Here is a 26,303-nt window from a genome sequence, read left to right as displayed (position 1 = left end):
CGGACCATGGATGCCACCGCGCCTGCCCTGCCGGGTCGCGCGGTGCTGCAGCAGCGCTGGAGCGGCGCCTGCTTCCTGCACTGGCGGGTCGATCCGGCACGGGTCGAACCCCACCTGCCGCCCGGAACCGAACCCGACCTCTTCGACGGGTCGGCGTGGGTCGGGCTGATTCCGTTCGTCCTCAGTGAGTTCCGCTTCCTGCCGCTGCGCCCGGTCCCCTTCGTCGGCCGGTTCGTCGAGATCAACGTCCGCACCTACGCGAAGGATGCCGACGGCCGCCGCGGCGTCGTCTTCCAGACCCTCGAGGCCGAGCACCTCCTGCCGGTCCTCGGCGCGCGTGCCGTCTTCGGCCTGCCGTACCGCTGGGCGAAGGCCGCGATGCGAACGGACGGCGACGCGCTCGAGTACGCCTCGCGGCGGCATCCGGGGTTCGGCGACCGGACGCGCACCCGCATCCGCGTCGTCCCGGGGACCGAGGTCGTCGACGACGATCTGAGCCGCTTCCTCACGGCACGCTGGGGCTTCCACGAGCGGCACCTCGGCCGCACGATCTGGGCCGCGAACGAGCACGAGCCGTGGCCGCTGGTGCGCGCCGAGGTCGAGCGCCTCGACGACGGCCTCCTGGCGGATGCCGGCTTCCCCGACCTCGCCGACCGCGCGCCGGACTCGGTGCTCGCGATGCCCGCACGGCATCCCGGCGTCGTCACGCGCTTCTCGGGCGCCCAGCGGGTGCGCTGACGCGCGTCAGGCGGGGAGCGCGTCCCGCAGCCGCGCGAGGGTCGCCCGCCAGTCGTCGATCTCGTCGGACTCATCCCAGAGTTCGGCGAGCTCGGAGTCGCCGCCGACCTTGTCGAGCGCGGCGCGCGCCAGTGCCACGACGGATGCCGGCGGCGCGCCGACCCGCGCGAGGAAGCCCTCGACCGACTCGGCGTCCTCCTCCTCCGAGAGCGGAAGACCGGAACCGTGTGCGACCACCGCGGCCGCCGCGACGGCGATGGCGTCGCGGTCCGCGTCGTCTTCATCACCCGCCGCGTAGCCCTGCAGGACGTCGGTGACGAAAGCCCACGAGTCCGCCTCGTCGAGTTCCCACGCCCAGTCCGCTGCGGTGTCGTTGCCGAACGGTTCCTCGCTCCATGTGCCCATGCGGCAGAGCGTAGCGAGCCCGAGCGACATCCCGACGTCCGATCCCTGGGAACGCGACCATCCGTCGCGGCTAGCATGGCGGCATGCAGCTCTGGATCGTGGGGGTCGGAGCCGCGCTGGCGGAGTTCTGGTGGGTCGCACCCGCCGCCGCAGGTGCCGGCGCGGTCGGGTTCGTCGGCGTCCGCCGCGGCCGGACGACCCGCGCCCGGCGCCTCGGGCTCACGGCCGCCCAGCATGAGCTGCAGCAGGCCCGATCCGACGCGGTCAGCGCGCGCGCCGCAGCGCGCGTCGCGCAGGCGGAACTCACCCGCGCCGAGGCCGAACGCGCCGTCGGCCGCGCCCACCCCGACGACGTCCGCACCGCGCGGCGCGCACTCGAGACGGCGCAGCGCGCCAAAGCCGCGGCGATCGCGACCATCCGCGTCGCTCGCGCCCGCGTCGGCGCCGAGCGCGCCGCCGTCCCCGCCCGCGGCACCGACCCGAAGCACCTCCCCCTCGCGCGTCTCATGGCCGCGCACGACGCGATCGCCGCACGCTGGATGGAGTACGAGACGGATGCCGCCCGCCGCCTCGCCTTCCCCGCGCTCAGCGACGTGCGCGTCCCCGCCACGGCCGAGTTCCTGCGCCTCGAGGGCATCGCCCGCGAGCACCGCCCGGCATCCGCCACCGCCACCCTGACGCCCGAGCAGTTCTCGACCTACCGGGCTGCCGTCGACGACACCGGGCGCGCGTTCGCCGCCGCGGAGCAGGAGGCCTGGCGCCTCGCCGGACACCGACCCGACGACGCCCCCGCGGACCACTCGACCGCTGCACGCTGGACGATCGTCGCGACCGAGGCGATCGCCCGCTCGGTGGACGGGATCTCGCGCGCCGCGGAGGGCGCGGCATCCGCTCTGGACGCCTACCGCTCACGGCGGGACGGTCGCGACCGCGACCAGCACCGCCCGTAAGGTGTAGCGAGTGACCGATTTCTGGCAATTCGCGGGCCACTACTGGTGGCTCGTGTTCCCGCTGTTCGGGCTCGCCTCCGCGGCGAGCGGATCGTTCGCCGCGTCGTCGAAGCGCCGACACAAGCAGCGCCTCGAGATCATGAAGGCGAAGGCCGAACTCACGGCGGCGCGCGCGGCGGCCAAGCGCGGCATCGGGTCGGCCTCCGCCGCCGAGATCGACGCCCCCTCGCAGTCCGTCGCGGACCAGGCCGACGACCTGCGCGCCGTCCACGACGAGGTCACGCACCGCTGGCTCGACTACGAGCTCGACGTCGCCAAGCTCATCGCGTTCCCGTCGATGAGCAACGGGCGCGACCCCCTCACCGCCGGGTTCCTCCGCGCCAAGAAGATCGCCGACCGCGCCCGCCCCGCCGACGGCTCGAAGCCCACGGCCGAGCAGGTCGCCGAGTACCGCCGGGCCGTCACCGACTTCGAGGTCGCCTTCGACCTCGCCGAGCGCGAAGCGCGTCGCACCCGTGACTCGGGACTGACGGATGCCGAGCGCAAACGGCTCGCGACGGCATCCCGCATGCTCGCCGTCGCCACCGATGACGCCGCGACGCCGGCGGAACGCCACCTCGCCTATCAGCGCGTTCGCGAGGAGATCGACGGGCTCATCGCCCTGTCGGATGAGGCGGTCGAGGTGCTCGAGAAGAAGGTCGCCCAGCCGCTGACCGAGCGCCCGAACGACAACGGGGACCCGGCCGAAGCCGGATCCCCGTGACCTCACCGACCGATCAGTCGGTGACGATCGTGTCGTAGGCGTCGGGGTTCTTCGTCAGCCACTCGTCGATGGCATCGGCGTACTTGCCCTCGCCGTACTTATTGACGACGGTGTCCTCGAGGCTCGCGTACTCCTCATCGTCCAGCTTGATGCCGGCGATGAGCTTCGCCGCCTCGGGGTTCTCCTCCTTGAAGCCGTCGGTCGCGAGGAAGTGCAGGGCCTCAGCCTCGCCCATCGCGCCCTTCGGGTCCTCGAGGTCCTTCAGGTTGTACTTGTCGTTGGCCCAGAACGGACGCCACGACGTCACGACGATGTCGCGCTGCGCGGCCTCGGCGCTGTCGAGCTCGGTGAGCATCGCCGCCGTCGACGACGTGACGAGCTGGTAGGTGTCCTCCAGCCCGTACTCGGGCAGCATCGACTCCTGCGTCTGCTTCGTCAGACCAGCGCCGGGCTCGATGCCGTAGATCTTGCCGCCGAAGCGGCTCGCGTTCGCCTTCAGCTCATCGATCGAGTCGATGTCGACGTAGTCGGGCACCGCGATCGTCAGCTTCGCGCCCTCGTAGTACGCACCGAGGTCCTCGATCTGGTCCTTGTACTGGTCCATGTAGGACTTGTGGGTCAGCTCGGGCCAGGCCGACGGGTAGATGTCGACGTCACCCTGCGCGAGACCGGCGTAGAGCGGTCCCGCCTCGGTGAGCTCCTGCATCTTGACCGTGTAGCCGACCTTCTCGAGCTGGTCCTGGAGCAGGTACGCGGTGCTGAGGCCGTCGGTCCACGAGGGCAGGTAGCCGAGCGTGATGGTGCCGAGGTCGCCCTCGCCACCCCCGTTGGATCCGCCGCCGTTCTCGACGTCGTTGCCGGTCGCGCAGCCGGCCAGGGCGAGGGATGCCGCAGCGCCGATCGCGAGGATGCCGGTCAGGTGTCGCTTGTTCATGTGTGCCTTCCGTATGTGATTGCTGGTTCCGTATCGAGCAGGTCAGGTGGGTCAGACGCCCACGGGCTCCGGTGCGGGAGTCGGGGTCGAGACGCGAGCGTCCTTCGGTGCGCGACGACGCGCGATCGCACCGAGCAGCGAGCCGCGCTGCGTCTTCAGAGCGCCGAGGGCTCCCGTCAGGCGGTCGAGGTAGACGGCGAGGATGACGACGCTGAGGCCGGCCTCGACGCCCTTGGCGATGTCGACGGTCGACATGGCCTGGACGATCTCCTTGCCGAGGCCGTCGGCGCCGGCGATACCGGCGATGACCGCCATCGACAGGGCCAGCATGATCAGCTGGTTGACGCCGGCCATGATGCTCGGCATCGCGAGCGGCAGCTGCACGCCGCGGAGGATCTGGCCCGGGGTCGCGCCGAACGCGTGGCCGGCCTCGACCGTCTCGCTGTCGACGCCGCGGATGCCGAGCTCGGTCAGACGCACGCCCGGGGGCAGCGCGAAGATGACGGTCGCGACGACACCGGGCACGACGCCGATGCTGAAGAACACGATGGCGGGGATCAGGTAGACGAACGCCGGCATGCTCTGCATGAGGTCGAGCACGGGGCGGAGGATCGCGCTGAACGTGTCGTTGCGGGCCGCGGCGATGCCGAGGGGCACGGCGATGACGACGGCGATGATCGCCGCGACCAGGACGAGCGCGAGCGTCTGCATCGAGGTCACCCACTGGCCGACCCCGAGGATGAGGACGAAGCCGACGACCGTGCCGATCGCGAAGCGCCACGAACGGAGCACCCAGGCGAGCGCCGCGAAGATCACGATCACGGCGACGATGGGCAACGACAGGAGACCGTTCGCGAGCGCGTCGACGAACCAGCCGACGACGGCCGAGACACCGGACAGCAGCCAGCCGAGCGTGTCGCGGATCCACGCCACGCCTGCTTCGGCCCACTCACCGATCGGGATGCGGAAACCACCCATCAGCGCACCTCCTCCTTCTCGGTGGCCGGTCCGTCGACCGCGCCGCCGGCGAGTGCCTCATCGATCACGGAGCCGGGCACCGGGTCGAGGATCACGGGGATCTCCGTCGTCTCGGTCGTCGAGGGGCCGAGCGCGGTGAGCAGCGTGATGCGCGGGATGACGCCGACGAGGCGACCCTCGGCATCCGTCACCGCTAGCGGCAGCGGCGACTCGGCAGCGGGCACGAAGAGGTCCATGAGGACGTCGTCCTGGCCGACGGCCTGCGGCACCGGCCGGAGCGCGGAGGCCAGCGAGCTCTCGCCGCGGCGGACCAGCTTGAGCGCGTCGCGGTCGCTCACCATGCCGATGAGCTTGCGGCTGCGGTCCGTCACGTAGACGGCGGCCATGCGGGCGTCGCGCATGGTGCGCAGAGCCCGGCGGGGGCCGGCGGCATCCGTCACCGAGACGGAACCGGGACGCTCCATGACGTTCGCGGCGGTGAGGACGCGAGCGCGGTCGACGTCCTGCACGAACTGCTCGACGTAGTCGTTGGCGGGGTCGGTGAGGATGTCCTCCGGCGTGCCGATCTGCACGATGCGGCCGTCGCGCATGACCGCGATCCGGTCGCCGAGGAACATCGCCTCGTTGAGGTCGTGCGTGATGAAGATGATCGTCTTCTGCAGCTTGTGCTGCAGCTCGAGCAGCTGCTCCTGCATCTCGCGACGGATGAGCGGGTCGAGCGCGCTGAACGCCTCGTCCATGAGCAGGATGTCGGTGTCGGCGGCGAGCGCACGGGCGATGCCGACGCGCTGCTGCATGCCTCCCGACAGGGCCGACGGCAGCTTGTCTCCCCAGCCCTCGAGGCCGACGAGCCCGAGGATCTCCTCGGCCTTCGCGAGCCGCTCGGCCTTGCCGACGCCCTGCAGCTCGAGCGGGTAGGCGACGTTCGCCGCCACCGTGCGGTGCGGCAGCAGCGCGAAGTGCTGGAACACCATGGCGATGCGCTCACGACGGATGCCGCGGAGCTTCGCGGCCGGGATGCCGGTGATCGGCTCGCCGTGCACGAGCACCTCTCCGCCGGTCGCGTCGTGCAGCCCGTTGAGCATGCGGATGATGGTGGACTTCCCCGAGCCCGACAGGCCCATGATCACGAAGATCTCGCCCCGCTCGACGCGGAAGCTCGCGTCGATGACGGCCGCGGTCCCGGCATCGCGGACCTGGTCTCGGGGTTCCCCGGCCTTCAGGCGCTTGACCGCCTGGCCGGGATTGCGTCCGAAGACTTTGAACAGATTCTTCGCTTCGACAGCGGCAGTTGTCACGTGCTTCCCTCGGCGGGCGCGCACGCGTCCGCATCGGTAGCGCCCGGGTGGCGATCACCGGCATCCGCACGAGCGAAACCTCACTCGAGTGCAGAGCTTCGGCGACGAACATCGGGTCCATCGCCCAGACCGCCGACCATACGTCCGCTCGTCACCACGCCCTGAGGCGCCGGCTCGAACGGCCGCGGACTGGTCGTCGAGGGCACGAGGCCCACGTTCGACGGTAACGAAGTCGGTTGACGTGGATCAAATCGAGCCACCCCCTTGACCTCCTCCCGAAGCGCGGATATCACGCGCGCGCACCCGCCGCGAGAGCAACCCGTCCACGCCCGCGGGGGTGCAGAGTGGAGGGAGTCCACCCGGAATGAGGAGCACCACGCATGAGCGATTTCGCCCGACGCATCGACGCCACGACGATCGACCACCTGAGGTCGACGGGCGCCACGAAGTGGTCGGCCGACGACGGGTCACTGGGTGCCTTCGTCGCCGAGATGGACTTCGGGATCGATCCCGCGATCACGGCGGCTCTCCACCGCGCGGTCGACGCCGGGTCGTTCGGGTACATGCCCAGGGGGATCAGCTCCGATCTGTCCGAGGCGACCGCCGAGTTCGTGGCGCGGCGGTACGGCTGGCAGGTCGCGGCATCCGACGTCCAGCCGGTTCCCGACGTGATCATGGGACTCGAGCTGGCCATGGAGCACTGCTCCGCGCCGGGCTCGAAGATCATCGTACCCACGCCGTCGTACATGCCGTTCCTCTTCGTGCCCCCGATGCGCGGACGCGACGTCATCGAGGTGCCGCTCGCCGTCCGCGACGGGCGGTACGAGTTCGATCTCGATGCCCTGCAGCGCGCCTTCGACGACGGCGGGAACCTCCTGCTGCTCTGCAACCCCTACAACCCCGTCGGCCGCGTGTTCTCGCGGGACGAGCTGATCGCGATCTCGGAGGTTGTGGAACGCAACGGCGGGCGCGTCTTCTCCGACGAGATCTGGGCGCCCCTCGTCTACAGCGGATCGACCCACGTGCCCTACGCCACGGTCTCGCCCGCCGCCGCCCAGCACACGATCACCGCGATGAGCGCGTCCAAAGCGTGGAACCTGCCCGGGCTCAAGTGCGCCCAGCTCGTCCTCACGAGCGACACGGACCGCGCGACCTGGGAACGGCTCGGCCCCTTCGCCGGCCACGGCACGAGCAACCTGGGCGCGATCGCGAACGCAACGGCTTACCGCGAAGGCGACCCCTGGCTCGCCGACCTCGTGCCCTACCTCCAGCACAACCGCGACACCCTGCTCGACCTTGTCGCCGAGGAGATCCCCGACGCATGGATGCCGAAGCCCGAGGGGACGTACGTCGGGTGGATCGACCTCCGCGCGGTCGGGCTCGGCGATCACCCCGCCGAGTTCCTCACCCGCGAAGCCGGCGTGACGCTGACCGAGGGGTCGATGTGCGGCGTCGCCGGCACGGGTTTCACCCGGCTGATCTTCGCGACGCCGCGACCGATCCTGGAACAGATCGTGCGCCGGGTCGGCGCCGCCGTCCGGGGCTGATCCGAAGCTGACCTCACTGACGACGAATCCCGCGGCATCCCTCAGGGGTCGCGGGATTCGTCGTATCCGGGTGTTGACACCGTTGGGGTTCGGTGGTTACCTACTCATGTAACTAACCAACGAACGAGAACGCGGAGTCGGAATGGTCGACGAAGGACGCCCGCTCTTCCTGCAGATCGCAGAGAGCGTCGAGGACTCGATCATCGACGGCAGCCTGTCCGAGCAGGAGCAGGCTCCGTCGACGAATGAGCTGGCGGCCTTCCACCGCATCAATCCGGCCACCGCGGCGAAGGGAATCGCGATGCTCACCGACAAAGGCGTCCTCGTGAAGCGCCGCGGCATCGGCATGTTCGTCGCCGACGGCGCTCGCGAGCTGCTCCTCACCGAACGGCGATCGGCCTTCGCCGACCGCTATCTCGATCCTCTGATCGCCGAGGCACACAAGCTCGGCCTCGGACCCGACGACCTCGCGCGCCTGCTGACCGAGCGCGCCACGACCACGAAAGGAACGTCACGATGACCGCCGTCATCGAGGTGAAGAACCTCACCAAGCGTTACCGCGACACCACCGCCGTGGACGACATCTCGTTCACGATCGAGCGCGACGCCATCTACGGCCTCCTCGGCCGCAACGGCGCCGGCAAGACGACCGTGATGTCGATCCTCACGGCGCAGAACTTCGCCACCGCGGGCGATGTCCGCGTCTTCGGCGAGGCCCCCTACGAGAACGCCGCCGTCCTCAGTCGGATGTGCTTCGTGCGCGAGAGCCAGAAGTACCCCGACGACGCGACGCCGACGCACGCCTTCCGCATCGCCCGGCTGTTCTACCCGAATTGGGACCAGGGGGTCGCCGACCGGCTGATCCGCGAGTTCCGCCTGCCGATGAAGACGCGCATCAAGAAGCTCTCGCGCGGCCAGCTCTCGGCCGTCGGCGTCATCATCGGCATCGCCGCCCGCGCCGAGGTCACCTTCTTCGACGAGCCGTACCTGGGGTTGGATGCCGTCGCCCGCCAGATCTTCTACGACCGCCTCCTCGAGGACTACGCCGAGCACCCGCGCACGATCATCCTCTCGAGCCACTTGATCGACGAGGTCGCCAACCTCCTCGAGAAGGTCCTCGTCATCGACGCCGGCCGCATCATCATGGACGAGGACACCGAGTCCATCCGGGGACGCGCGTCGACGATCGTCGGCGAGACCTCCGTGGTCGAGGAGTTCGTCGCGGGTCGCGAGGTCATCCACCGCGAGAGCCTCGGACGCACCACGAGCGCCACCCTCCTCGGCGCGCTGAGCCCCGAGGACCGCACCGAGCTCTCGCTGGCGGGCCTCGACGTCCTGCCGGTCTCGCTGCAGCAGCTCATCGTGCGGCAGACGCAGAACGCCGTCCACACCGACGAAGGAGCACTCCGATGAACCGCACCCTCAACGTCGTGCGCATGCAGCTCGTCAACCGCGCCACCTTCATCTGGGTGCCGCTGATCGTGCTGGGCGGCACGCTCGCCATCAGTCTCCTCATCTTCGGCATGCTCTCGACGAGCGCTATCGACACCACGACGATGTTCGGCGGCGGAGCGCAGGCTCCGCTCTGGTACTTCCTGGCCGTCGGCGTCCAGGCGCTGACCCTGAGCTTCCCGTTCTCGCAGGCCATGAGCGTGACGCGGCGCGAGTTCTACCTCGGCACGCTCCTGACCGCCGCGCTGACCTCCGTCGGTCTCGCGGTGATCTTCGTCATCGGCGGGTTCATCGAGCAGGCCACGCGCGGGTGGGGCATGAACGCCTACATGTTCCGCCTCACCTGGATCTGGTCGCAGGGGCCGCTCGTGGCAGGGCTGTTCTTCGCCGTCGTCGCGATGCTGTTCTTCGTCGTCGGCTTCTTCTTCGCGACCGTCTACAAGCGCTGGGGCAACCTCATCCTCATCGTCCTGCTGATCGGACTCGGGCTGGTCCTCGTCGGCGGCCTCTGGATCGTCGGACGGATGGATGCCTGGGGTCCGGTGTTCACCTGGTTCGGCTCGCTGACCCCGATCGCCCTGACGGGTGCACTCGTCCTCGTCACCGCCGCTCTGTCGGCCGTCTCGTACGGAACGCTCCGACGAGCCATCGCCTGAGGACGACACCCTCCGACGGCCGCGGCCGGGGATCGCCTGGCGCGGTCCCCGGCCGCGATACGATTCGATCCACTCGACAGGGCGGTGGGGAGCACGATGGCACGTCTGACACCGGGCACGCAGAATGACAGGGATGCCGCCGTCGCCGCCGCATCCGCTGCGTCAGGCCGACCCGACCCGGAGTTCGACGCTCGCCTCGACGACGTGTTCCCCGTCCTGCACGGCCTGTTCCTGCAGCTCTACGGCGAGCGCGAGGACGGCCAGGAGGCCCTTGCCGACGTCATCGCCGCCGCCGCCGCGAGCTGGCGCGACCGCCCCGCCGATCTCAAGGCCCTCGACCGGCGACGCCTCGCCGACCCGTACTGGTTCCTGTCGGAGAAGATGCTTGGCGGCGTCTGCTACGTCGACCGCTACGCGGGGTCCCTCCGCGGCATCCGGGATCGCATCCCGTACTTCCAGGAGCTGGGTCTCACCTACCTGCACCTGATGCCGCTGTTCGATTCCCCCGAGGGCAACAACGACGGCGGCTACGCGGTGTCGAGCTACCGCGCGGTCGACGACCGCCTCGGCACGATGGAGGACCTCGCCGCCCTGTCGGCGGAGCTGCGCGAGGCGGGGATCTCGCTCGTCGTGGACTTCATCTTCAATCACACGAGCAACGAGCACGAGTGGGCGCAGAAGGCGATCGCCGGCGTCCCCGGGTACGAGGACTTCTACCTGATCTTCCCCGACCGCACGATGCCCGATCTCTACGAGCAGACGGTCCGCGAGATCTTCCCCGACGACCACCCCGGCGCGTTCGTGCAGCTGCCCGACGGCCGCTGGATCTGGGCGACGTTCTACCACTTCCAGTGGGACCTCAACTATGCGAACCCGGCGGTCTTCCGCGCCATGGCGGGCGAGATGCTGTTCCTCGCGAACCAGGGCGTCGAGGTGCTCCGCATGGACGCCGTCGCGTTCATCTGGAAGCGGCTCGGCACCACCTGTGAATCGCTTCCCGAGGCGCACCTGCTGCTGCAGGCGTTCAACCAGGTCCTCGCCCTCGGTGCCCCGTCGGTGCTCTTCAAATCCGAGGCCATCGTGCACCCGGACGAGGTCATCACCTACATCTCGCCCGGCGAGTGCCAGCTCTCCTACAACCCGCTGCAGATGGCGCTCGGCTGGGAGGCGCTGGCGACCCGCGACGGACGCCTCCTGCAGAAGGCGTTCGACGAGCGCCACGCCCTGCCCGCCGGTACCGCATGGGTGAACTACGTCCGCAGCCACGACGACATCGGCTGGACGTTCGCCGACGAGGATGCCGCGACCCTCGGCATCGACGGTCACTCGCACCGCCGGTTCCTCAACGATTTCTACGTGGGGCGCTTCGAGGGCACGTTCTCGCGCGGCGTGCCGTTCCAGGAGAACCCGAAGACCGGCGACGCCCGCGTCGCGGGGACCACGGCGTCCCTCGCCGGCGTCGAGGCTGGCGACGCGGGCGGCGAGGACCGCGTCATCCTGGCGCATGCGCTCGCGCTGTCGACCGGCGGCATCCCTCTGCTCTATCTCGGTGACGAGCTCGGGCAGCTCAACGATCACTCGTACCTCGACGACCCCGCGCACGCCGGCGACAGCCGCTGGGTGCATCGTCCGGCAGCGGATGCCGCGGCGTTCGCCGCGCGGCACGACACCGCCACGGTCGCGGGGCGCATCCACGCCCGGCTCACCTCGCTCATCGCGGCACGTCGGCGGACGCCCGAGTTCGCGGGCAATCCACTGACGCCGTTCCACACGCCGCATCCGTCGGTGGTCGGGTTCCAACGCGTCGGCGCCGGCGTCGTGCTCGTGTTCGCGAACGTCGGCGACGACGCGGTGACGGTCGGCCGAGAGACGCTCTCGGGGTTCGAGGCGACAGCGATCGACGTCGTCACGGATGCCGCCGTGGATCTGACCGACGGCCTCGAGCTCGCGCCGCACGGCGTCCGCTGGCTGCGAGTTCAGCGTCAGCGGATGCAATAGAGGCCGCGCGGCGCGCCGCGGCATCCCTCGCCTGATCGGCGTGTCGCCGCCGAACTGTTGCATCCGCTGACGGGTCGCGTCGAGGACCCGTCCGTCAGCGCTCTTCGGCGGCCTCGGTGTGGTGTCGGATGACCTCGGCGACGACGAAGTTGAACCACTTCTCGGCGAACTCGGGGTCGAGGTCCGCCTCTTCGGCGAGGCGTCGCAGGCGCGCGGTCTGCTGCTCCTCGCGGGAGGGGTCGGATGCCGGCATCCCGTGCTCCGCCTTGAGGACGCCGACCTGCTTCGTGCAGCGGAATCGCTCGGCGAGCATGAACACGAGGGCGGCGTCGATGTTGTCGATGCTGGATCGTAGGGTCTGCAGCTGGACGTTCGGGTCGGTCATGATTCCTCCGGCGACGAGAGTACCGCGGTCGGTGATGAGACTCAGCCGTGCAGGAAGTCCTTGCGCGCCGGCTCGTGCACGGGCTCGAGCCAGAGCTTCACGACGACCCCGACGGCGGACGGCGGGGTCTCGGGCAGCGTGACGCGGAGGGCGTCGGCATCCTGAGTCCATTCGGCCGAGCCCGCGCCGAGCACCGTGAGCTCCGCGACGCGGCGTCCGAGCAGACCGCTCGAGCGTCCCCACGAGCGGATCGACGCGACGCCGTCCTCCGGCCAGCGCAGCACCGTCGCGTAGACGTAGTCGCCGGTGACGTCCGTGCGGGTCGTGAAGCGGACGTCCTCGGACGTGTACGGCGCGAACGCGTCGTCGATCATCGACCCCGCGACGACCTCGGTAGGTCCCTCGCCGGGGATGAGCCAGGGCCGGGTCCCGAAGATCGCCTCGCCGTTGACGGTGAGCCAGTCGCCGATCCCCTCGAGCATCTCACGCTCGGCCGGGGCGATCGTGCCGTCGGCCTTCGGCCCGATGTTCAGCAGCAGGTTGCCGTTCTTCGCGACGACGTCGACGAGTTCGCCGATCAGGTCGTCGACGCTCTTGTAGTCGTGGTCCTCGATCCAGCCCCACGACGTCTTGCCGACCGAGCTGTCGTTCTGCCACACGTCGGGACGGATGCCGGGCATCGCCCCGCGTTCGATGTCGTAGACCGCGCTCCCCTCGGCGAACGCCGTCCACTTGTAGTTGATGACGACGCCGCGGCCCCACTCGGCCGCACGGTTGTAGTAGTACGCCGCGAGCACGCGGATGTAGGGCTCGAAGGCGGGCTGCTCGAGCCACCAGTCGAACCACAGCACCTGCGGCCGGTATTTGTCGATGATCTCGACGGTGCGCAGCAGCCAGTCCTCGAGGAAGAGCTCGTTCGGCGCGGTCTCCTCGCGCTGGGCGGGGCCGTACAGGTCGAAGAAGCGCGCATCGCGGACATCGGAGTCGAACCGCATCCCGCCGTTCATGAAGAACCAGTGCTCGGCACGGTGCGAGGAGGCCCCGCGCACCATCCACGCGTCGTCGACGGCCGTCATGAGGTCGCCGAACACGTCGCGTCGGGGCCCCATCTGGGCCGCGCTCCACCGCGACCGATCGGTGTCGTACATCGCGAACCCGTCGTGGTGCTCGGCGACGGGCACGACGAACTGGGCGCCCGCGCGGCGGAACACCTCGGCCCACTCGGCCGGGTCGAAGCGGTCCATCGTGAACGAGGGGATGAAGTCCTTGTACCCGAACTGATCGTGCGACCCGTAGGTGACGCGGTGGTGCTCGAACGCGCGATCGGCTTCGAGGTACATCGTGCGGGAGTACCACTCGCCCTGGGCGGGGACCGAGGGGATGCCCCAGTGGATGAAGATCCCGAACTTCGCGTCGCGGTACCAGAGCGGCGGTTCGTACGCCCGCAGCGACTCCCACGTCGCGTCGTACGGGCCGGCGTCGATGACGTCCTGCACCGCGGCGATCGCCGCCGAGTTGTCGCTGACGTCGACTCGAGGGGGAAGGGATGCCGGGTCGAGGGGCTCGAGAGGGGAGTCGGCCATGCCCCCGATCCTGGACCCCGCGCGACCGAACTGCAACGTTGGAAAAGCGCCGGTCAGAGATCCACCCGTCGGCCGAACCGGCGTTCGCCGCGGGGCCGGGGCGAGCAGGTCGCCACCGATCGCAGTCGGACGATCTCGTGCGGCTGCAGGCCGGCGGCCTCTCCAAAGTCCTCGAGCGAGGTGAACCCGCCGTTCTTGCCGCGCGTCCGCACGGCGCGGCGTGCCTTGGTACGGGTGAGGCCCGGCAGCTCGGCCAGTTCGTCCGCCGTCGCGTTCTGCACGTCGACGGGTTCGACCGGCTCCGCCGTTTGCAGCAGGTCGGCGGACGACGCGCCGACCGAGGCGGCCAGGCGCGTCGCCTCCGTCGAGCGCGTCGGAGCCGCGGAGCGGGTCGAGGCCGCAGAGCGGGCCGAGCCGGAGGATGCCGCGGTCGTGGCGCGCTTCGTGGACCGCTGGGTGGATCGCCGTCCGCGCGAACCGTGGGTCGACGTCCGCGCCGCTCCCCGCGACGTGCGGGCCTCCCACCGCGACCGCAGCCACCCGGGGTTCAGGATGAGTGCGAAGACGATGCCCCCGAGGTGGGCGACCGCGTTGACCATGCTCGTCAGCCCGCCCCAGAGCTCGGTGATCACGGAGATGTACAACAGCCCGCTCACGGCGGTCGCCACGAACGCGGCACGTCGACGAGAGACCAGCCCCACGATGAGGAAGCCGATCCACGCCGACCCCGGCCCGAAGAAGACGAGGAGGAGCCACGAACTGACGCCGAGCAGCCAGCCCCAGCTCGGCACCCCGCCGTCGCGGGCGGGCGTGCTCACGCGTAATCCCGCACGTTCAGCACCATCGTGACGGTGTCATCCTCGTCGCGCGTCTCGGAGACGAGCTCGAACCCCGCCTGATCGGCGCGGGAGCGGATGCGCTCGGCGACCGCACGCTGCACGTGACGGGCGTAGGCGGCATCCACTCTCATCATGAGGGCGGTCGCCTCGGCCTCGGTCACCTCGTGGCCGTCGAGCCGCGACAGGTGGGCGCCCCAGACCCCGTCGTCGGTCCGCGACATGACGATCTCGACGCCGTCGATCGTCGCCGTCAGCACCCCGTCGACGAGCGCGGCATCCGCCCCGCCCAGGTCGGCGAGCGCGGCCGCGAGCAGGTCGGGGTCCTTCATGCGGGTCTGCACGGCGATCGGGACGGCCTCCGACTCGCCGCGGGGCTCGGACGTCGCCCGCGAGTTCAGGGCGATCGCGCCGAGGGCGCCCGTACCGCCGACGGCCGCGGCGGCGGCGAGGGCGGCGGGGAGGAGGATCAGCGAGATGCTCATCGGGAGGTTCCTTTTCTGATGGATGCCACGCGGTCACCGCGCACGCCCAGATCGTCCAGCAGGTCGGCGAGCGCGGCATCCGTCGCCCACCCGTTGACGGCGACGGCGCCGTCGGCGGAGATGCGCACTTCGAGGGCGTCCCGGCCGCCGTCGCGCGCGATGCGGTCGACCTCCGCGGCGTACCGGGGCGTGAGGGCGCGGATCGACTGGTTCTGCGACCCGATCCACGGCCGACGCGTGTCGGGGAGGTCGGCGAGGTACGGTCCGTCGCACAGCAGGTCGGTCGCGGCGAGCAGGCGCGCGACGCCGTCGCGCTCCGCGGCCCAGGCCTGCAGACGGTCCAGCGTGTACCCCGAGAACGCCATGACGCCGAGTCCCGCATCGCGGAACGCCTCGGCGACCGTGGCGAGCGCGTCGGCCTGATCGAACGGCTCGCCGCCGAGGAGTGTCACACCCTCGGCGCCGGCGGCCCGTGCGTCCTCGACCCACCGCGACGCGAGATCGGCGGGGTCATCGAGCAGCGCCCCCCGTTCGGCCCACATGTGCGGGTTGAAGCATCCGGGGCAGCGGACCGAACACCCCTGCACCCACACCGCCGCCCGCAGCCCCGGGCCCTCGGCCGCGGTGGCCGGCACGAAACGCGACCACCGCAGCGCTGCACCGCCCCGCGGGGGCGGCGTCGTCCCGAGGAGGCTGCCCTCCCCGCCGACGCCGAGCGACTGGGTGACGATCACCGGTCCCGATCCTCCTGCACGAGGGAATCGGATGCCGCCGACGCGACGCGCGTGTAGTCCTCGGTGAACTGCGACGACGTCGCCTCCGCATCCAGCAGCGCCTCGAGCTGCTCGATGTAATCGAGGCACTCGGCCCCCGTCATCCCGAAGGTCTCGGCCGCGACCGACCCGTCGGAGCGCAACTGCACCACGAGCTTCTTCATGTCCGACTCCCGTTCCTGCGTGTCTCGACCGGTCAGTAGTCCACGGTACGACCGCCGCGACGCGACGACAGGGCCCCGTGGGTCTCCGTGCCGTTCGCGGTGACGTCGTGGGCGTCGAGGTCTTCGGTCCCGGTCGCACCGACGGCGCGCTGGGCGGCCCAGGCGCGGATGCGCTGGACCTCCTCGGCCTGCGTGACCGCGAGAGGGATCATCGTCTCGACGACACGGGTGACGACATCGGTGGTGATCGTCTTCCGGCCGCTGAAGCCCTCGTACAGGGCGGCGACCACGGCCTGCTCGATCTCGGCACCCGAGTGGTTCTCGCTCGCGGCGACGAGGGCGGCGACGGCCGCCTCATCCTTCGCGATCGCGTCGAGCCCGTTGGCCGGGGTGGCGTGCGCGGCGAGCTGCAGCGACCAGATGACCTCGCGCTCGACGGTCGTGGGCAGGTCGACGAAGAAGATCTCATCGAAGCGCCCCTTGCGCATGAACTCGGGCGGTAGGGCGTCGATGTTGTTCGCGGTCGCGACGACGAAGACGGGGTGCTTCTTCTCCTGCATCCAGGTCAGGAACGTGCCGAACACGCGCGCCGTCGTGCCCGAATCTCCCTGCCCCGTGGTGTTCGAGAAGCCCTTCTCGATCTCGTCGACCCACAGGATGCAGGGGGCCACCGCCTCGGCGGTCGCGATGGCCGTCCGCAGGTTCTGCTCGCTCGAGCCGACGAGGCCCGAGAAGATCCGGCCGATGTCGAGCCGCAGCAGCGGCAGCCCCCACGAGGCCGCCGTCGCCTTCGCGGTCATCGACTTGCCGCAGCCGGGGACGCCCGTGATCAGCACGCCCTTCGGCGAGGGCAGCCCGTACTCGTGTGCGCTCGGCAGCCACGACCCGTTGCGACGCTCGAGCCAGCGCTTCAGGTTGTTGAGGCCGCCGACATCGTCGAGGTCGAGGTCGCCCGTGACGAACTCGAGCACGCCGGACTTGCGCACCACCTGGCGCTTCTCGTGCAGTACGACGCGGATGTCGTCGCCCGTCAGCTTGCCGTCGTTCACCATCGCCTGCGCGAAGGCGTTCTCGGCTTCGGCCATCGTGAGGCCGAGCGCGGCCTGGACGAGCGATTCCCGCGCTGCGTCGTCGGCGTCGACACGGATGTCACCCGCGTTGTTCTCGATCATCGTGTCGAGGAGATCGCGGATCTCCGCGGCGGTCGGCAACGGGAAGTCGAACAGGTGGGTCAGCTCGTCGAGCTCGGGCGGGATCACCCGCACCGGCGCCGTGACGACGAGCGTCCGCGACACGTCGCCGTGGCGGAACTCGAGTGCGGTCTCGCGCACCGTCCGCACGATCGCAGGGTCGCCCTGCCGGTGCTCGCCGCCGAAGTAGGCGTGCAGGTCGCAGAAGATGAAGACGCTCGGGTCGGTCACCCCCGCCGCGTGCTGCAGCGCCCGCGCGGGGTTCGTCGTGTTCGAGACGCTCTTGCCGTCGGGGTCGATGAGCCCGAGCGCCGACGTCCACGTCCAGACGCGGCGACGGTTGCGCTGGGCGTGCGCGGCATCCGTGATCGCGGCCACCGCCCGGACCTCCTCGGCCGTCTCGAGGTACAGCAGGGGCAGGCGGGCCTTGAAGGCCGCATCCAGCGTGGCGTCGAAGGTCACGTCGGTTCCTTTTCGTGTGGTGGTCATGGTGAGTCGGATGCCGGTTCGTCGAAGCGGATCGTCCACTTCCCCGATCCCTCGTCGGAGTCGACGCGGAGGACGACCCGGTCGCTCGGCGGCCAGGACGATCTCGTGTCGACGGCGTCGAAACCCTGCACGACGTCGAGGGCGGCCTCGCCGGGGTAGACGGCCTCGACGCCGAAGAAACCGTCGCCCGCGTAGACGAACCGCGCGCTGAGGGCCTCGCCGTCGTAGACGAGGAGGGCAGATCCCTCGCCCGACACCGTCGCGCCGTCGACGGGCGTGGGAGTCTCGCGGGTGACCGTCGCGCTCCAGTCCGTCAGTCGAGGGGCGAACCAGAGACGGCTCGCGTGGTCGCCGGCCACGAACGTGAGCGACCGCGACCCGCTCACGAGGCCGATGTAGGCCGGACGATCGTCGGCGGTACTCGCGTCGGCGTCGATCTGCTGATGGATGCTGAGGTAGGCCTGCTGACCCTCGGTGAGCGGGCCGATGACCCAGACGTCGTCCCCCGCGGGGATGTCCAGATAGCGGGTGCCCGCGGCCCCGATCAGCGTGTCACCGTCACGACCGACCTCCTGCGCGGCGGGGTCCGCCCACGGGCGGTACTCGTACTCGTTCGGATCGTCGAGAAGCAACTCCCCCGTGGCGGGGTTGATGCCCACGAACGGCACGACGATGAACGCCAGGACGACCGCGACGACCGACCCCGCGAGGAACGTGATCGTCGAGAAGCGCCGGATCCGGGCATCCGCGGTCGTCATGGCGTCCCCTCCGGGGTCGGGGTCGGCGCGGATCCGGCGTCGGTCGGGAACTCGATCCGCCAGGCCGTGTCGTGCCAGGACTCGATGTAGAAGAGGACGAGCGGCGCGTCGCGCCAGGCGATCGACCGGTCGAACGGCGAATCCTCGGTGAGCGGTCGTTCGCTGCCGTGGGCGGTCACGGCCTGGATCGAGAGGTTGTCACCGCCGCGTGCGCTCACGCGCGCCGTCGTCGCGCCGCCGTCGTGGGTGAACATGAGGGTCTGAGAGCTCGAGAGGACGTCGTCGGCCCGCAGTCCCCGGTCGAAGCGCAACGACGCCTCCCACGGCTCGTCGCCGGAGCCGTCGATCCACAGTTCGACGTCGGGCTGCTCGACGAGGATGACGATCTGACCGTCCCACAGCGTCGAGAAGCGGGGCGGCTCACCACCCTCGCCCTCCGTGACGATGCGGCCATCGGCACCCGTGACCCAGACGGCGCTGACGCGGGTGTCTTCCGCGGGGGTGAGGACGATCGGGGTGTCGACGTCGAGACCCGTCAGCCGGATGACGGCGCCGTCCGGGCCGCGGTACGTGTCGGCGTCGCTCTCGTCCGCGACGACGGGATCAGGGTTCGTCCAGGGCGAGAGGGCGTAGTCGCCGCCACCCCCGCCGGCCCCGATCCGATCGAGCTCGAAGTCGCCGGCATCCGCGTACGCGAGACCGATGATGGCGGCGACCACGAGGCCGAGGGTCGAGACGAGCACGGTGAAGCCGTCGAGGTTCGGGCCCACGGACCTGCCCGCCCTCGTCCGTCCGCCCGCGCTCATGAACCCCTCCGAGCCGACACGTTACCGGGCCGCCGGATCACGCCGGAAAGGCTAGGAGGGCCGTCGGTGCCGGTGCTATTGTCCGGTGCCGCACGCGGCCCGGGACACCCGTCCGCTCGTCGATCGCGAGCGAGACGATCTCGTCGGCACGCTGACCCGCGACCAGCACGGTGTCACGGGCGACGACGTGGTGGCGTGGCCAGACGGTGCCGCACTCGGCGAGCGCGACGGGCTGCAGCATCTCGCCGCCGCCGCGCACCCGGACGGTCGCGATGGTGTCGCTCCCGCGCAGCCCCGCATAGAGGAACACGCCGTCCCGCGACATCGCGAGCTCGGCCCCGGCATCCCCCGGGTAGGCGCCGAGCTGCGCGCCGCCGACGAGCCGCCAGGCTCCGGATGCGTCGGGGGCCAGGGCGAACACCTCGCCGGAGTGCTCGGTCACGACGTAGAGGTGCCCGCTCAGATGCGGGCGCAGGTGCCGAGGCCCCGTCCCCGCCGGCAGGTCGAGGCGCTGTATCTCGCGGCCGCCGCGCCAGAAGCGCACGAGGTCGAGGCCGGTGTCGGTCGTCGCGACCAGTCCGCCGGGGAGGGATGCCGCCTGGTGCGCGTGCGAGGGTCGCGCCGACGAGTCGGGTGCAGCGTCGGGCTCGGGCTCGGTCTCGTCGGCGTAGGGCACGACGTTCGCGTACTCCGCGCCGACGGCTGCACGCAGGGCCCGAGCCGCCGCGGCGAGATCGGATGCCGGGTCGCCCGCGGCGGCATCCGTCCACCGTCGCGCGGCGCCGGGTCGCCCGTCGGCCGCCAGCGCGACCCGCACGACACCGCCGTCGCCGTAGCAGGAGACGATCAGCGCGTCCTCGAGCGCGAGGACGTGGCAGGGACTCTCGCCGACGGCCACCTCGGCACCGAGCGGAGCGTAGGCGGTGTCACCCGTGCGCCGGTAGGCGCGCACGGTGCCCCGGCCCTCGAGCGCCGCGTACACGACGTCGAGGGACGGATGCCGCGCGATCCACGACGGCGATTCCGCCGCGACGACGTCAGGGCCCACCCCGAGCGGACCGCTCGCGAGCGGGGAGTCGGGGCCACCGGCATCCAGCAGTCCGATGCCCGTCGCCGACCCGCCCATGTCGGCGGAGTACCCGCCGAGCAGGAACCGCACGGGTCAGTCGAGCAGGTCGTGGCGCACGATGACCGCGTCGCGCGCGGCGCCGACGCCGATCACCGAGATGCGCGTGCCGCTCATCTTCTCGAGCGCGAGCACGTAGTCCTGCGCGGTCTGCGGCAGGTCCTCGAAGGTGCGGGCCGTCGAGATGTCCTCGTCCCAGCCGGGGAAGTTCTCGAGGATCGGCGTCGCGTGGTGGAAGTCGGTCTGGTTGACCGGCACCTCGTCGAACCGCTCGCCGTCGACGTCGTAGGCGACGCAGACGGGGATCTGCTTCAGCCCGGTGAGGATGTCGAGCTTGGTGAGCACGAGGTCGGTGATGCCGTTGATCCGCGTCGCGTACCGCGTGATCGGGGCGTCGTACCAGCCGACGCGGCGCGGACGGCCGGTCGTCGTGCCGAACTCGAAGCCGCGTGAGCGCAGGAAGTCGCCGTTCTCGTCGAAGAGCTCGGTCGGGAAGGGACCGGAGCCGACACGGGTCGTGTACGCCTTCACGATGCCGACGATGCGGTCGAGGCGGTTCGGACCGACACCCGAGCCGGTCGAGGCGCCGCCTGCCGTGGCGGACGACGACGTGACGAACGGGTACGTGCCGTGATCGATGTCGAGCATCGTGGCCTGGCCGCCCTCGAAGACGACGACGTCACCGGCATCCAGCGCCTTGCTGAGCATCAGCCCGGTGTCGGCGACCATCGGGCGCAGGCGCTCGGCGTACGAGAGCAGATCCTCGACGACCTCGTCGACCGTGATGGCGCGACGGTTGAAGACCTTCACCAGCAGGTGGTTCTTCTGATCGAGCGCGCCTTCGACCTTCTGGCGCAGGATGTTCTCGTCGAAGAGGTCCTGCACGCGGATGCCGGTGCGGTTGATCTTGTCGGCGTAGGTCGGGCCGATGCCGCGACCGGTCGTGCCGATCATCTTCTTGCCGAGGAATCGCTCGGTCACCTTGTCGAGGGTGCGGTGGTACTGCGTGATGATGTGCGCACTCGCGCTGACCTTGAGCCGCGAGACGTCGAGGCCGCGGGCCTGCAGGGCGCCGAGCTCGGCGAAGAGCACCTCGAGGTCGATGACGACGCCGTTGCCGATGACGGCGTTGACGCCGGGCGACAGGATGCCGCTGGGCAGCAGGTGCAGGGCGTACTTCTCGTCGCCGATCACCACGGTGTGGCCGGCGTTGTTGCCGCCGTTGAACTTGACGACCCAGTCGGTGCGCTCACCCAGGAGGTCGGTGGCTTTGCCCTTGCCCTCGTCTCCCCATTGAACTCCGACGATCACGATGCCTGGCATGGGCTCTCCCCCGTTTATCGGACGGTTACACCCCATCCTATCGGGCCGGGTGTCGGGAGCCGACGGAGGGTGGCGGATACTCTGTCTGTCAGAGTATGGTCGCCCCATGACGCAGGAGATGCGGGAACCGACGTTCCTCATGCTGACGGCTCTGGCCGACGGCCCCAAGCACGGCTACGCGCTGATCGAAGAGGTCGACCGCGTCTCCCGCGGCCACGTCCGCCTGAAGGTCGCGACCCTCTACGCGGCCCTCGACCGCCTCGAGAAGGAGGGCACGATCCGCATCGCCCGAGAGGAGCGGGTGCAGGGGCGCGTCCGCCGGTACGTGGAACTCACCCCCGACGGGGTCGATCTGCTCGCCGAGGAGGTCGCCCGACGCGAGGTGACCGTGGCCGAAGCCCGACGCCGCCTCGCGCTGCGCCCGGCGTTCGGAGGCGCCCTGTGACCACGATCGATGACACCCCCTGGCGCCGCGCGCTCCGCGCGTACCCCTCCTCGTGGCGCGAACGGCACGGCGAGGCCATGCTCGGCACGCTGCTCGACGAAGCCGAGGCGCAGGGACGAGACGAACCCTCCCGCGGCGAGCGCATCGCGCTGATGCGGAGCGGCCTCGCCGTTCGCATCCTGGGGTGGATACCGCACCCCGCCCGCGAAGCCCTCGCCACGGCATCCGCGGCCACCGGGTTCGCCCTCGCCGTGATGTTCGCCGTGTTCAGCGGGTTCGGCGAACGCGTGGATTGGCGCCTCCCCGCCGAGGGACAGAACCTCGACCTGCAGGCGAGCCCGGGACTCGTGCCCGCCGGGCTGTGGGTGATCGCGTTCGTCCTGATCCTGTGCGGCGCCGCGCGGGCGGCGCGCATCGCCCTCGCGGCCACGGCCGTGGCCGGCGTCGGGGCGTTCGTCTACGCCCAGCTCGACCCGCTCGCCGGTCCCCGCGCGATCACGACGGTGACGATGACGGTCTTCGCCCTCCTCGCCATACTCACCCCCGTCCGGGCGCGCCTCGCGGCAGCTGCGACCGCGGCGATGACGACCGGCATCCTCGTCTTCTTCCACCTCTTCTTCGAGGTGCCGCCCGGCAGCCCGTCGGACGCGATCTGGCTGCGGGTCCTGACGGAGGAGTTCACCGGCTTCGTGGCAGGTGCCGTCTGGGTGCTCGCGCTCCTGGCGGCGATCGTGCGTGCTCGCGCCGTCGCCCGCTGCATCGGCGCCGCCGCGACGGTGTGGACGATCGTGTGGCTGATCCGGCTGACGATGTGGGACGTCGTCACCGGGATGCTGGGCCTCGCCGCTGTCCTCGCCGTCGTCGCCATCGGGGCCGGGATCTTCCGCGCGGGAGCCCGATGGGGACGCGGAACGCACCCGCGGGAAGGCGCCGCCTGAGGCGGCGCGGCGCGCGCTAGGGTTCGGTCATGCGTACCCGAACGTGGCCGACGGTGTGGTCGGCGCTGAGGCTCGTCGCGGCGGCCACCATCACGGTCGCCGTCGTGGCCCAATTCATCACGACCGTCCGCACCGCGATCTCGCAGGACCGCGACGTCGCGACGACGATCGCCAACTTCTTCAGCTTCTTCACGATCCTGTCGAACATCGTCGGGGCCCTCGCCCTGTTGGCCGCTGTCGTCTGGTTCTGGATGCGGCCGCACCACGAGCAGCGCGAGCCGGCGGGGGTCGCGCTCGGACTCGCCGCCGCGACGAGCTACCTGTTCATCACGGGCGTCGTCTACAACCTGCTGCTGCGCGGCTATCCGACGTCGGATGATCACGTCGCCTGGGCGAACGAGATCGTGCACGTCGTCGCACCGCTGTTCCTGCTGCTCGACCTGTTCCTCGCCCCCACCCGTCGGGCCCTTCCGTGGCGCGCGGTGATCGCGATCCTCGCCGTCCCGATCGCCTGGATCGGGTACACGCTCGTGCGCGGACCCCTTGTGGTCGACCCGACCGACGGGGTGGCGTTCTGGTACCCCTATCCCTTCCTCGACCCGAACGGGATCAACGGGTGGGGCGGGGTCGGCGCGTACGTCGTCGGGATCGCGACCGCGTTCGTCGTCGTCGGTTCGCTCGTCGTCGGGGTCGGGCGCCTGCGCACCCGCGCGGCTCGCGTCCCCGCCCCGGTCTGAGCCGACGCTCAGCGGCGGGACGACTCCCGCACGATCAGGTGCGTGGGGAGCGGAGTGTCCTCGGTGAGGCCGTCGGGCTCTTCGACGGCGAGGAGCACCTTCTGCATCATCAGCTCGCCGAGGGCGCGGAAGTCCTGCCGCACCGTCGTCAGCGGCGGCGAGAGGTAGGCCGCCTCGGGCACGTCGTCGAAGCCCACGACGGCGACGTCCTCCGGCACCTGCAGCCCTCGCGCGCGAAGGGCGGAGAGCAGGCCGATCGCCATGTGATCGTTGCCCGCGAAGACCGCATCCCCTCGGGCGACGTCGAGGGTCCGGCCGATCTCGGCACCGCTGGCCGCCGTCCAGTCGCCGTGCGGCGGCTCCGCGACCGCGAGCTGACGCGCCGCGAGCTCGTCGCGCCAGCCTCGGATGCGTTCGATCGCGTCGGGATTGCGGGGCGGGCCCGCGATGTGAAGGATGCGGCGGTGCCCCAGCTCCGCGAGGTGCCGGACGGCCGCCCGCGCCCCCCGGTACTGGTCGATGGACACGAGCTGCGGGTGACGCCGCTGGGTCGCCGCCGCGGCGACCATCGGCACACCGAGGTCGAGCCCGCGCACGACCTCGAGGACGCCCAGGTCCGTCACGACCAGGACGATCGCGTCGACGCGCTGGCGGAGCAGTCCCTCGACGACCGAGCGGATGCTGGCGGCATCCGTGTCGGGCGCGGTCACCGAGTCGACGGAGTACCGCTCCACGCGGGCGGCGACGTTGAAGTGCATGGCTATGGACGTCGGCCCGAAATCCGCGGTGCCGGGGGTGATGAGGCCGATCGTTCGCGTGCGCTTGGTGACGAGCGCGCGGGCGGCCGGCGACGGGCTGTAGCGCAGCTGCGCCATCGCCTGCTCGACCCGGGCCCGCGTCGCGGGGCGCACGTTCGGCAGGTCGTTGAGGACCCGCGACACCGTCTGGTGCGAGACCCCCGCCAGGCGCGCGACGTCGAAGATGTTCGCGGACTTCGCGCCGCGCTCGTCGCTCACGACTCGTCCTCGGGGCGGGCGACGAGCGCGAGCAGCGAGTCCACGGTCAACGAGTCGGCCGGGATCGTGTCGACGAGGCGGCCCGCGCGCATGACGGCGATGCGGTTCGAGACGCGCAGCACCTCTTCGAGCTCGGCCGAGATGAACAGCACCGACAGTCCGTTGTCGGCGAGGTCGGCGACGAGCCGCTGGATCTCGACCTTCGCTCCGACGTCGATGCCGCGGGTCGGCTCGTCGAGCACCAGGACGCGCGGTGACAGGGCGAGCAGCCGAGCGAGCAGCACCTTCTGCTGGTTGCCGCCCGACAGCGTGCCGGCCGGCCGGTCGGGGTCGGCGGGGCGGATGTCGAGAGCCTCGATCCAGCTCATCGCGAGCTCCCGGCGGCGCGCGTTGCCGAGCCGGTGCAGGATGCCGCGATCGGCCTGCAGCGCGAGGGTGATGTTGTCCTGCACGCTGAGCTCGCCGATGATCCCCTCGGTCCGGCGGTTCTCGGACGAGTAGACGATGCCCTGACCGATCGCCCGGCGCGGGGTCGGCAGGTGGGCGGGAGCACCACGGACCTCGAGGACACCGGCATCCGGTCGGTCCACGCCCGTGAGGGCACGCGCCAGTTCGCTGCGGCCCGACCCGAGCAGCCCCGCGAGCCCGACGACCTCGCCCTCGCCGATCGACACGGTCGCGTCGGTGAGCCCGGTACCCGAGGCGAGTCCCCGTCCGGCGAGCGCGACGGGGACGGATGCCGCGGCATCCTCCCTCTGGTGGACGTCCATCTCGTCGGCACCGCGACCCAGCATCTTCTCGACGAGGTCGATGCGCAGGAGCTCGGCGGGGACGTACTCGCCGATGAGGCGCCCGCCGCGGAGGACCGTGATGCGGTCGCAGATCTCGTAGACCTGGTCGAGGAAGTGCGAGACGAACAGCACCGCGACCCCGCGCACGGTCAGCTCGCGGATGACGCGGAAGAGCTCGGCGACCTCATCGAGGTCGAGGCTCGAGGTCGGTTCGTCGAGCACGACGACACGCGCGTCGACCGAGATCGCGCGGGCGATCGCGACGAGCTGCTGCACGGCGAGCGAATGACCTGACAGGCGCGTCCGCGGGTCGATGTCGAGTCCGAGGCCCTCGAGGATCGCCCCCGCTCGGCGATGGGTCTCACGCCAGTCGATCGCTCCGAAGCGTCGACTCTCGCGCCCCAGCAGCACGTTCTCGCCGACCGACAGGTTCGGGAGCAGATCGATCTCCTGGTAGACCGCGCTGATCCCGGCCGCGAGGGCATCGGCGGGCGAGGCGAAGTGGACCGGCTCTCCGCTGACGCGGATCGTCCCGGCGTCCGGGCGGAGCGCCCCCGTGATCGCTTTGATGAGCGTCGACTTGCCCGCCCCGTTCTCGCCCATGAGCGAGTGGACCTCGCCCGGCAGCAGCCGGAAGTCGACGGCGTCGAGCACCGTCTCGGCGCCGAAGCGAACGGTCGCGCCGGTCACTTCCACGACCGGCGCGACCGCTGCTTCGCGCGCATCCATACGGACCATC

28 protein-coding genes are annotated in these 26,303 nt (G+C 70.7%); 11 read left to right on the top strand and 17 right to left on the bottom strand.

The genetic code is table 11. The features are described 5' to 3' along the window. The first annotated feature begins 6 nt into the window (after positions 1-6). Positions 7-738, top strand: a complete 732-nt coding sequence (locus AC4NN1_RS13335) for a YqjF family protein (RefSeq protein WP_363455884.1) — start codon at positions 7-9, stop codon at positions 736-738. A 6-nt stretch (positions 739-744) separates the two neighbouring features. Here the strand turns inward: AC4NN1_RS13335 and AC4NN1_RS13330 are convergent, their stop codons facing one another. Beyond that, on the bottom strand, positions 745-1,143 hold the full coding sequence (locus AC4NN1_RS13330) for a DUF4259 domain-containing protein (protein WP_336125479.1): 399 nt from the start codon (positions 1,141-1,143) through the stop codon (positions 745-747). Between the two features lie 83 nt (positions 1,144-1,226). Between AC4NN1_RS13330 and AC4NN1_RS13325 the strand changes: the two genes are divergently transcribed. Together AC4NN1_RS13325 and AC4NN1_RS13320 are read left to right on the top strand one after the other, a co-directional pair. After that, positions 1,227-2,093 (top strand): hypothetical protein, encoded by an 867-nt coding sequence (locus AC4NN1_RS13325; protein ID WP_018187877.1) that lies wholly within the window; start codon positions 1,227-1,229, stop codon positions 2,091-2,093. Between the two features lie 10 nt (positions 2,094-2,103). Next, complete coding sequence (locus tag AC4NN1_RS13320; protein ID WP_018187876.1) at positions 2,104-2,856, top strand: hypothetical protein; 753 nt, start codon at positions 2,104-2,106, stop codon at positions 2,854-2,856. Positions 2,857-2,869: 13 nt separating this feature from the next. On the opposite strand, the gene AC4NN1_RS13315 is transcribed toward AC4NN1_RS13320, so the two are convergent. From AC4NN1_RS13315 to AC4NN1_RS13305, 3 genes are read right to left on the bottom strand one after another with little or no spacing between them, the layout of a single operon-like run. Next, positions 2,870-3,790: a glycine betaine ABC transporter substrate-binding protein gene (locus AC4NN1_RS13315; protein ID WP_020097649.1), complete on the bottom strand. Its 921-nt coding sequence runs from the start codon at positions 3,788-3,790 to the stop codon at positions 2,870-2,872. Positions 3,791-3,841: 51 nt separating this feature from the next. Continuing rightward, positions 3,842-4,768 (bottom strand): ABC transporter permease, encoded by a 927-nt coding sequence (locus AC4NN1_RS13310; protein WP_311868657.1) that lies wholly within the window; start codon positions 4,766-4,768, stop codon positions 3,842-3,844. After that, positions 4,768-6,066 carry a quaternary amine ABC transporter ATP-binding protein gene (locus AC4NN1_RS13305; protein WP_363455876.1) on the bottom strand — a complete coding sequence of 433 codons (1,299 nt, stop codon included), beginning with the start codon at positions 6,064-6,066 and terminating at the stop codon, positions 4,768-4,770. Before AC4NN1_RS13305 ends, AC4NN1_RS13310 begins: the two co-directional genes overlap by 1 nt. 380 nt (positions 6,067-6,446) lie before the next feature. Between AC4NN1_RS13305 and AC4NN1_RS13300 the strand changes: the two genes are divergently transcribed. The 5 genes from AC4NN1_RS13300 (at position 6,447) to AC4NN1_RS13280 (ending at position 11,719) form a co-directional block, all read left to right on the top strand. Further along, entirely contained in the window at positions 6,447-7,613 is a 1,167-nt protein-coding gene (locus tag AC4NN1_RS13300; protein ID WP_018187872.1) for a MalY/PatB family protein, read from the top strand. 142 nt (positions 7,614-7,755) lie between these two features. Beyond that, positions 7,756-8,133 carry a GntR family transcriptional regulator gene (locus AC4NN1_RS13295; RefSeq protein ID WP_018187871.1) on the top strand — a complete coding sequence of 126 codons (378 nt, stop codon included), beginning with the start codon at positions 7,756-7,758 and terminating at the stop codon, positions 8,131-8,133. Then, positions 8,130-9,026 carry an ABC transporter ATP-binding protein gene (locus tag AC4NN1_RS13290; RefSeq protein ID WP_491955574.1) on the top strand — a complete coding sequence of 299 codons (897 nt, stop codon included), beginning with the start codon at positions 8,130-8,132 and terminating at the stop codon, positions 9,024-9,026. The genes AC4NN1_RS13295 and AC4NN1_RS13290 overlap by 4 nt, the downstream gene beginning before the upstream one ends. After that, the gene (locus tag AC4NN1_RS13285) at positions 9,023-9,721 is read left to right on the top strand and encodes a hypothetical protein (protein WP_491955573.1); all 699 of its coding nucleotides are present in this window, start codon (positions 9,023-9,025) and stop codon (positions 9,719-9,721) included. The genes AC4NN1_RS13290 and AC4NN1_RS13285 overlap by 4 nt, the downstream gene beginning before the upstream one ends. Before the next feature lie 96 nt (positions 9,722-9,817). Beyond that, positions 9,818-11,719: an alpha-amylase family protein gene (locus AC4NN1_RS13280; RefSeq protein WP_491955572.1), complete on the top strand. Its 1,902-nt coding sequence runs from the start codon at positions 9,818-9,820 to the stop codon at positions 11,717-11,719. A 94-nt stretch (positions 11,720-11,813) separates the two neighbouring features. Here the strand turns inward: AC4NN1_RS13280 and AC4NN1_RS13275 are convergent, their stop codons facing one another. Genes AC4NN1_RS13275 through AC4NN1_RS13225 form a run of 11 tightly spaced genes read right to left on the bottom strand, consistent with a single transcriptional unit; the run spans position 11,814 to position 21,637 of the window. Further along, positions 11,814-12,104 (bottom strand): chorismate mutase, encoded by a 291-nt coding sequence (locus tag AC4NN1_RS13275; RefSeq protein WP_018187867.1) that lies wholly within the window; start codon positions 12,102-12,104, stop codon positions 11,814-11,816. Between the two features lie 41 nt (positions 12,105-12,145). Continuing rightward, positions 12,146-13,687: an alpha-L-fucosidase gene (locus tag AC4NN1_RS13270; RefSeq protein ID WP_491955571.1), complete on the bottom strand. Its 1,542-nt coding sequence runs from the start codon at positions 13,685-13,687 to the stop codon at positions 12,146-12,148. Positions 13,688-13,740: 53 nt separating this feature from the next. Beyond that, positions 13,741-14,505 (bottom strand): ComEA family DNA-binding protein, encoded by a 765-nt coding sequence (locus tag AC4NN1_RS13265; protein WP_491955570.1) that lies wholly within the window; start codon positions 14,503-14,505, stop codon positions 13,741-13,743. After that, complete coding sequence (locus AC4NN1_RS13260) at positions 14,502-15,008, bottom strand: hypothetical protein (protein ID WP_491955569.1); 507 nt, start codon at positions 15,006-15,008, stop codon at positions 14,502-14,504. The genes AC4NN1_RS13265 and AC4NN1_RS13260 overlap by 4 nt, the downstream gene beginning before the upstream one ends. Further along, positions 15,005-15,742, bottom strand: coding sequence for a 4Fe-4S single cluster domain-containing protein (locus tag AC4NN1_RS13255; protein ID WP_491955568.1), 738 nt, complete (start codon positions 15,740-15,742; stop codon positions 15,005-15,007). Before AC4NN1_RS13255 ends, AC4NN1_RS13260 begins: the two co-directional genes overlap by 4 nt. Then, positions 15,739-15,945, bottom strand: coding sequence for a DUF2997 domain-containing protein (locus tag AC4NN1_RS13250; RefSeq protein ID WP_116227830.1), 207 nt, complete (start codon positions 15,943-15,945; stop codon positions 15,739-15,741). Before AC4NN1_RS13250 ends, AC4NN1_RS13255 begins: the two co-directional genes overlap by 4 nt. A 32-nt stretch (positions 15,946-15,977) precedes the next feature. Then, a complete protein-coding gene (locus AC4NN1_RS13245; RefSeq protein WP_491955567.1) occupies positions 15,978-17,597 on the bottom strand; it encodes an AAA family ATPase in 1,620 nt (539 codons plus the stop codon). 23 nt (positions 17,598-17,620) lie between these two features. Further along, on the bottom strand, positions 17,621-18,382 hold the full coding sequence (locus tag AC4NN1_RS13240) for a hypothetical protein (RefSeq protein ID WP_491955566.1): 762 nt from the start codon (positions 18,380-18,382) through the stop codon (positions 17,621-17,623). Then, positions 18,379-19,188 (bottom strand): hypothetical protein, encoded by an 810-nt coding sequence (locus AC4NN1_RS13235; protein ID WP_491955565.1) that lies wholly within the window; start codon positions 19,186-19,188, stop codon positions 18,379-18,381. The genes AC4NN1_RS13240 and AC4NN1_RS13235 overlap by 4 nt, the downstream gene beginning before the upstream one ends. 37 nt (positions 19,189-19,225) lie before the next feature. Beyond that, a complete protein-coding gene (locus AC4NN1_RS13230; RefSeq protein WP_491955564.1) occupies positions 19,226-20,347 on the bottom strand; it encodes a lactonase family protein in 1,122 nt (373 codons plus the stop codon). A 3-nt stretch (positions 20,348-20,350) separates the two neighbouring features. Next, a complete protein-coding gene (locus AC4NN1_RS13225; protein WP_491955563.1) occupies positions 20,351-21,637 on the bottom strand; it encodes an adenylosuccinate synthase in 1,287 nt (428 codons plus the stop codon). Positions 21,638-21,743: 106 nt separating this feature from the next. Here AC4NN1_RS13225 and AC4NN1_RS13220 point away from each other — a divergent pair, with 106 nt between their 5' ends. The 3 genes from AC4NN1_RS13220 to AC4NN1_RS13210 are packed head-to-tail and all read left to right on the top strand — an operon-like array spanning position 21,744 to position 23,757. After that, a complete protein-coding gene (locus AC4NN1_RS13220) occupies positions 21,744-22,082 on the top strand; it encodes a PadR family transcriptional regulator (protein WP_018187856.1) in 339 nt (112 codons plus the stop codon). Beyond that, positions 22,079-23,020, top strand: a complete 942-nt coding sequence (locus AC4NN1_RS13215) for a hypothetical protein (protein WP_491955562.1) — start codon at positions 22,079-22,081, stop codon at positions 23,018-23,020. The genes AC4NN1_RS13220 and AC4NN1_RS13215 overlap by 4 nt, the downstream gene beginning before the upstream one ends. A gap of 29 nt (positions 23,021-23,049) precedes the next feature. Further along, entirely contained in the window at positions 23,050-23,757 is a 708-nt protein-coding gene (locus tag AC4NN1_RS13210; RefSeq protein ID WP_491955561.1) for a Pr6Pr family membrane protein, read from the top strand. A gap of 8 nt (positions 23,758-23,765) precedes the next feature. On the opposite strand, the gene AC4NN1_RS13205 is transcribed toward AC4NN1_RS13210, so the two are convergent. Together AC4NN1_RS13205 and AC4NN1_RS13200 are read right to left on the bottom strand one after the other, a co-directional pair. Further along, on the bottom strand, positions 23,766-24,773 hold the full coding sequence (locus AC4NN1_RS13205) for a LacI family DNA-binding transcriptional regulator (protein WP_491955560.1): 1,008 nt from the start codon (positions 24,771-24,773) through the stop codon (positions 23,766-23,768). Further along, entirely contained in the window at positions 24,770-26,293 is a 1,524-nt protein-coding gene (locus AC4NN1_RS13200; protein ID WP_491955618.1) for a sugar ABC transporter ATP-binding protein, read from the bottom strand. Before AC4NN1_RS13200 ends, AC4NN1_RS13205 begins: the two co-directional genes overlap by 4 nt. Positions 26,294-26,303 lie beyond the last annotated feature (10 nt).

It is taken from the genome of Microbacterium sp. MDV22-iso44 (assembly GCF_058629135.1).
The sequence above is the reverse complement of the archived record's forward strand: the minus strand, read 5'-3'. Positions and strand labels throughout refer to the sequence as shown.

What these genes read in the sequence shown, in the direction of transcription:
- AC4NN1_RS13335 (WP_363455884.1), top strand. Translation starts at nt 7, where the DNA reads ATGGATGCCACCGCGCCTGCCCTGCCGGGTCGCGCGGTGCTGCAGCAG.
- AC4NN1_RS13330 (WP_336125479.1), bottom strand. Translation starts at nt 1,143, where the DNA reads ATGGGCACATGGAGCGAGGAACCGTTCGGCAACGACACCGCAGCGGAC.
- AC4NN1_RS13325 (WP_018187877.1), top strand. Translation starts at nt 1,227, where the DNA reads ATGCAGCTCTGGATCGTGGGGGTCGGAGCCGCGCTGGCGGAGTTCTGG.
- AC4NN1_RS13315 (WP_020097649.1), bottom strand. Translation starts at nt 3,790, where the DNA reads ATGAACAAGCGACACCTGACCGGCATCCTCGCGATCGGCGCTGCGGCA.
- AC4NN1_RS13310 (WP_311868657.1), bottom strand. Translation starts at nt 4,768, where the DNA reads ATGGGTGGTTTCCGCATCCCGATCGGTGAGTGGGCCGAAGCAGGCGTG.
- AC4NN1_RS13300 (WP_018187872.1), top strand. Translation starts at nt 6,447, where the DNA reads ATGAGCGATTTCGCCCGACGCATCGACGCCACGACGATCGACCACCTG.
- AC4NN1_RS13295 (WP_018187871.1), top strand. Translation starts at nt 7,756, where the DNA reads ATGGTCGACGAAGGACGCCCGCTCTTCCTGCAGATCGCAGAGAGCGTC.
- AC4NN1_RS13290 (WP_491955574.1), top strand. Translation starts at nt 8,130, where the DNA reads ATGACCGCCGTCATCGAGGTGAAGAACCTCACCAAGCGTTACCGCGAC.
- AC4NN1_RS13285 (WP_491955573.1), top strand. Translation starts at nt 9,023, where the DNA reads ATGAACCGCACCCTCAACGTCGTGCGCATGCAGCTCGTCAACCGCGCC.
- AC4NN1_RS13280 (WP_491955572.1), top strand. Translation starts at nt 9,818, where the DNA reads ATGGCACGTCTGACACCGGGCACGCAGAATGACAGGGATGCCGCCGTC.
- AC4NN1_RS13275 (WP_018187867.1), bottom strand. Translation starts at nt 12,104, where the DNA reads ATGACCGACCCGAACGTCCAGCTGCAGACCCTACGATCCAGCATCGAC.
- AC4NN1_RS13270 (WP_491955571.1), bottom strand. Translation starts at nt 13,687, where the DNA reads ATGGCCGACTCCCCTCTCGAGCCCCTCGACCCGGCATCCCTTCCCCCT.
- AC4NN1_RS13260 (WP_491955569.1), bottom strand. Translation starts at nt 15,008, where the DNA reads ATGAGCATCTCGCTGATCCTCCTCCCCGCCGCCCTCGCCGCCGCCGCG.
- AC4NN1_RS13250 (WP_116227830.1), bottom strand. Translation starts at nt 15,945, where the DNA reads ATGAAGAAGCTCGTGGTGCAGTTGCGCTCCGACGGGTCGGTCGCGGCC.
- AC4NN1_RS13240 (WP_491955566.1), bottom strand. Translation starts at nt 18,382, where the DNA reads ATGACGACCGCGGATGCCCGGATCCGGCGCTTCTCGACGATCACGTTC.
- AC4NN1_RS13235 (WP_491955565.1), bottom strand. Translation starts at nt 19,188, where the DNA reads ATGAGCGCGGGCGGACGGACGAGGGCGGGCAGGTCCGTGGGCCCGAAC.
- AC4NN1_RS13225 (WP_491955563.1), bottom strand. Translation starts at nt 21,637, where the DNA reads ATGCCAGGCATCGTGATCGTCGGAGTTCAATGGGGAGACGAGGGCAAG.
- AC4NN1_RS13220 (WP_018187856.1), top strand. Translation starts at nt 21,744, where the DNA reads ATGACGCAGGAGATGCGGGAACCGACGTTCCTCATGCTGACGGCTCTG.
- AC4NN1_RS13210 (WP_491955561.1), top strand. Translation starts at nt 23,050, where the DNA reads ATGCGTACCCGAACGTGGCCGACGGTGTGGTCGGCGCTGAGGCTCGTC.
- AC4NN1_RS13200 (WP_491955618.1), bottom strand. Translation starts at nt 26,293, where the DNA reads ATGGATGCGCGCGAAGCAGCGGTCGCGCCGGTCGTGGAAGTGACCGGC.